Annotated in this window: 6 protein-coding genes and 1 pseudogene; 1 reads left to right on the top strand and 6 read right to left on the bottom strand. The window is 62.7% G+C overall.

What is annotated here, in order from left to right; genetic code table 11:
* From AC1D1X_RS16270 to AC1D1X_RS16245, 6 genes are all read right to left on the bottom strand, one after another.
* Positions 1-613, bottom strand: a 613-nt coding sequence (locus AC1D1X_RS16270; RefSeq protein WP_477698658.1) for a D-alanyl-D-alanine carboxypeptidase family protein, incomplete at its 3' end; no start/stop codon positions are given.
* A gap of 67 nt (positions 614-680) precedes the next feature.
* Positions 681-1,322 (bottom strand): alpha/beta hydrolase, encoded by a 642-nt coding sequence (locus tag AC1D1X_RS16265; RefSeq protein WP_477670225.1) that lies wholly within the window; start codon positions 1,320-1,322, stop codon positions 681-683.
* Positions 1,323-1,434: 112 nt separating this feature from the next.
* Complete coding sequence (locus tag AC1D1X_RS16260) at positions 1,435-1,773, bottom strand: (2Fe-2S) ferredoxin domain-containing protein (protein WP_477698657.1); 339 nt, start codon at positions 1,771-1,773, stop codon at positions 1,435-1,437.
* A gap of 52 nt (positions 1,774-1,825) precedes the next feature.
* Positions 1,826-2,098, bottom strand: a complete 273-nt coding sequence (locus AC1D1X_RS16255; RefSeq protein WP_477670226.1) for a DUF2798 domain-containing protein — start codon at positions 2,096-2,098, stop codon at positions 1,826-1,828.
* Positions 2,099-2,260: 162 nt separating this feature from the next.
* Positions 2,261-3,367: a VanZ family protein gene (locus AC1D1X_RS16250; RefSeq protein WP_477670227.1), complete on the bottom strand. Its 1,107-nt coding sequence runs from the start codon at positions 3,365-3,367 to the stop codon at positions 2,261-2,263.
* A gap of 146 nt (positions 3,368-3,513) precedes the next feature.
* Positions 3,514-3,942 carry a CopD family protein gene (locus tag AC1D1X_RS16245; protein WP_477670228.1) on the bottom strand — a complete coding sequence of 143 codons (429 nt, stop codon included), beginning with the start codon at positions 3,940-3,942 and terminating at the stop codon, positions 3,514-3,516.
* Positions 3,943-4,400: 458 nt separating this feature from the next.
* On the opposite strand from AC1D1X_RS16245, the pseudogene AC1D1X_RS16240 reads away from it, so the two are divergent.
* Positions 4,401-4,506: pseudogene (locus tag AC1D1X_RS16240) on the top strand (porphobilinogen synthase); the annotation flags it as partial.

The following is a 4,506-nucleotide window of genomic DNA, read 5'->3' as shown; positions in this document are numbered from 1 at the left end:
CCGAATAGCCGATGTAATCGGGGAAATCCTGCATTAGCCGGGTAGACAGGATGCTCAGGTCACGCGCGGTGGTCGTGTGGCCGGGTTCGGTCAGGCCTTCCGGGTTTTTATAGGACGTGGACTTCATGCCCAGCGCCTTGGCCTGCTCGTTCATGAGGCGGACAAAGTTTTCGGCCGAGCCGCCCACGCCTTCAGCGAGCGCCATGGTCGCGTCATTGCCCGATTGAACCACCATGCCCTTGATCAGGTCTTCCACGGGCACCTGCATCTTCGGGTCGATGAACATGCGCGAACCCGGCATCTTCCAGGCCCGCTGGCTGACGGGGAAGGTCTGCTTCAGATCGATTTTTTTGGATTTGAGTGCATCGAATACCAGGTATTCGGTCATCAGCTTGGTCAGCGATGCAGGCTCCACCGGCGAATCGATGTCCTTGGCCGCCAGGATCTGGTTGGCGGTGATATCCAGCAGCAAATAGGAGCGTGCGGCGATTTCGGGCGCTTGCGGCACCTGGGCATGCGCCACGGGCAGCACCGCAGAGAAAGCCAGGAACACGGTGGCGGCAAAAGCGCGCAGGCCGGGGGCGGCGCGGAGGGCCTTGAGTGAAGCTTGCATCAGTAGTGGTTCAGTGAAATTCGGTGAAGGGTAAGGGTCAGAGTCAGGGAGCGCTTGGCAAACAGCATCAGGCGGAGGGCGAAGACAGGTGGCGAACCACAAGATTTTTCAGCAGGGGCAATTGTCCATGAAAGAAATGGCTCCCCCCAGGCACAACGGTAACAGGCAGTGCCTGCGGCCTGGCCCAGTCCAGCACGGCAGACAGCAGCACCGTGTCGTCCTGCTCACCGTGCACGACCAGGGTTTTCAGATGGGCTGCTTCGTCGATGGGCGCAGCAGGCGCGCGGCTCACGCTGGTGCCGACCAGCACCAGTTTTTCAATGGCGCGAGCGGCACTGAGGCGCTCAAAGGCGTGGGTGGTGACAAAGGCGCCAAACGAAAACCCGGCCAGTGCCAGCACCTGGCCGCTGCTGGCCGGTGCCGCATGCTCCACCACGGCCAGCAGGTCTTCGAGCTCGCCCCGGCCTTCGTCATGGCTGCCGGCGCTGCCGCCCACACCGCGGAAATTGAACCGGACGGCGGTCCATCCGCATTGCACAAACGCCCGGGCCAGCGTCTGCACCACCTTGTTGTCCATGGTGCCCGCAAACAGCGGGTGCGGATGCGCAATGACCGCCACGCCGCGCGAGTCGCCGGCGGGAAGGTCTACGGCGATTTCAAGCGCGCCGGCGGGGCCCTGGATGATCGATTTGCGGGTCTGCGAATTCACTGTGACGGATCCATTCAAACAGGTTGCTATCAAATAAGGAGCTACTCGCGCATATCCCTATTGGTCCGGAAGGGAAAAGATGCAAATTTACGTACGCTGCGCCGCCCCCGGCCTACCGCCCGACGTGCGCAGGCACCAGCAGGCGCTCAACGACTTTGCCGTTTTTCAGGTGCGACTCGACAATTTCATCAATGTCGCTGGCGTCGACATAGGTGTACCAGACCGCTTCGGGGTAGACCACGGCCACAGGGCCGGCTGCGCAGCGGTCCAGGCAGCCAGCCTTGTTGACCCTGACCTTGCCTGGCCCGGCCAGCCCCRCGGCTTTCACCTGCGATTTGCAGCGATCAAAGCCTTCCTGTGCGCGGTGGTCGGCACAGCAGTCTTCGCCGTTGGCGCGCTGGTTCAGGCAAAAGAAGACATGGCGTTCGTAATAGGAATTTTGTTCAGGCATGGTGTGACTTTAGTGGATGTGTACCGGAGAAGGTTCCCGCATTGGCCCGGGATCAAGGCGTCTCAACGACCAGCGCCGTGGCTTTTTTCACCAGCGGAAGCGCCAGCAGCAGCGCCGGGAATGCAACGACCCAGGAAAGCGCCCAGGCACCCAGCCAGATGCGCAGGACCCCGGGCGCGATACCGACGCCCTTGAGCGTGCTGATGATCGACACGATGCAGGTCATCAACACCGAAAGCAGCAAGGGTGTGACCCATCGCGCGCTGCGAGCGGGGAGTTTTGTCAAACCGAAAAGGGTGCGCGATGAAGGTTTCGAAGAGTTCATACAGGGTTCCATAAGCCGTCCAGTCAAGGCGCCTTCCCGGCAGCCGGTGGGGATGCAGGGAACACAACCCCGGCATGGCCGGCGGTAGTAGGCGCGTTGATTGACGTAAACGCTTACGGCAACTCTTGAGGGAGATCGCAGGCCGATATTAGCAGAGGCGAATCACCGGCGCGCATCAGCGCGTGGCTCGCGGCCTGAAAGCCGCACCAGGACATACAGCAAGGCCGCATACGGCCACAGCCAGCCCAGCCACTGCACCAGGCCGTGAAAACGGATAAAGCGGCCCTGCTCCCAGGTTTGCAGGGTTTGTGCAAAGTATGGGTCGGCGGGCGCCTGGTTGAGCAGCCCCAAATGGACGGTCAGCGCCAGCAAGGCCAGCGCCGCCGCCGCCCGGCGCGGCACAGGTAGCAGCAGCGCCGCCAGCACAACGGCAAACCCGATGCCCACCTGCACCGGCAGGTCCAGCCAGGCCCAGGCGTGGTCCGGCCCGTAGCTGAGCGCGGCCGACAGCGCCGATGCGGCAATGCCGACCGCAATGATGGCCGCCGAAAACGCCGCGCGCTGCCACAGCGTGCGGATCACACAATAGCCGAGCAGGCAGGGAATCAGCGCGCCCAGCGCCACGCACAGCAATTCGGCGATGGGCACCAGCGGCTGCAGCTCCATGTCGCGCACCGGCATCCATTCGAGGAAAGGCGTGTCGGCCAGCACCTCGGCAAGCGCCGACTCCAGGCGCTCGAACACCTGTCCCAGCCCCAGCGGCACGGAAGCAGGAAACAGCAACGCGGGCGGCCAGAGCATCAGCAATACCAGCGCACCCCGCGCATCCTGCGCGAACCAGCGTGCCCGAAAGCGGCTCCAGCGGTCGACAATGCCGGCTTTTTCCAGCGTCCACGCACAGCACGCGCCCAGCCATGCACCGGTGGTGTTGAGCGCCAGATCGACATTGGAGGGAATGCGCGAAGGCAGGTAGCTTTGCAGCGTTTCCATGGCCAGCGACAGCAGCGCGCTGACCAGCACCGCCACCGTCACAGCCCAGGAAACACGCCGGCTGCGCAGTGCCGACAGCGCCAGCAGGAAGCCCAGCGGCGCGTAGCCCAACAGGTTGGCGCCCACGTCAAACCCCGTCCAGTACTGCGGCAGGGGCGCCGCCAGAAACCTGAAGGGTGAAATGCCTTGGTCGCGCCAGTCGGCAAAGGGGTAAAGGCTTGCGTAGATGACCAGGCAAATGGTTGCCAGGGACAGCGGCCAGGCGGTTGTTCTGTGCACACCCCCGCCGTTCTCACTGCGCTTCGCTTCGTGTAGTTCCTCCCCCCCTTGCAGGGGGCGACGCGAGGCGCCCGGCGAAGCCGGTTCGACCGCGTCTGCTGGTTGGGGAGGGGCCTTCTTTTTCACTGCTGCGCCCGGTTGTGACCTTAGAAGGGCTTGACCACGACGAGGATGACTGCTGCCAATAACAGCAGCACCGGCACTTCGTTAAACCAGCGAAACCATTTGTGACTGCGAGCGTTGTGGTTGGCGACGAACCTGGCCAGCAGGCGGCCGCAGGCGTGGTGGTAGCCGATCACCAGCACCACAACGGCGAGCTTGGCATGCATCCAGCCGTTGCCGGGCCCGCGGCCTATGCCGTAACCCAGGTACAGCCACAGGCCAAAGCCCAACGCAGGCACGGCCAGGATGGTGGTGAAACGCATGAGCTTGCGTGCCATCAATATGAGCCGCTCGCGCTCAGCCACGCTTTCCGGCGGCACCATGGCCAGGTTCACAAAAATGCGCGGCAGGTAAAACAGCCCGGCAAACCAGCTGGCGATGAAAACGATGTGGAGTGATTTGACCCAGAGCATAAGGAAGTGTAGCCCCCACGCTCCCCCACTTCGTGTGGGTCGCTGCCCCCCGAGGGGGCCGCCCGCCTGCGGCCCGGCAAAGCCGGTTCCGCGGCTTATGCTGGTTTAAAACCCGCACCCATCCCCTGAGACGATGGCGGCGCCGTGGCCACGGGCCAAAAAAATGCCCGGATGGCACTGGGCCAACCGGGCTGGTAAGCCTTTTTGCTGTCACACGCAAAGGCCCCGCTCAGGGAGGAAAAGCGGGATGCAGTTGCCAAATTGGTAACCACACGTAGCAATTCTAACCACGCTGGCTGCGCATTGGCAATGATTTCATAAGTTAACTAAGTAATTCCATGTAAAGCCTGCCACCTCCGAAATGGCGCGGCACCAAGCATGTCTCCATATAGATAGATAGCAGATGACGCCCGGCCAAATACTTTCAGGCCTTGATCAACCTTTGGCACAATTTGCGCATGACACAGCACGCCTCCAACTTCGCGCCCTTTCCCGCCGGGCGCCCACGGCGCCTGCGCCGTGATGCCTTCACCCGCAACCTGGTACGTGAACACGCACTTACCC

The organism is Polaromonas sp. P1_G4 (assembly GCF_056405475.1).
This window is presented reverse-complemented; position numbering and strand designations above follow the sequence as displayed.

Bases quoted from the DNA above. Each gene is read 5' to 3' on its own strand.
- AC1D1X_RS16255 (WP_477670226.1), bottom strand. From the start codon at position 2,098: ATGAACTCTTCGAAACCTTCATCGCGCACCCTTTTCGGTTTGACAAAA.
- AC1D1X_RS16245 (WP_477670228.1), bottom strand. From the start codon at position 3,942: ATGCTCTGGGTCAAATCACTCCACATCGTTTTCATCGCCAGCTGGTTT.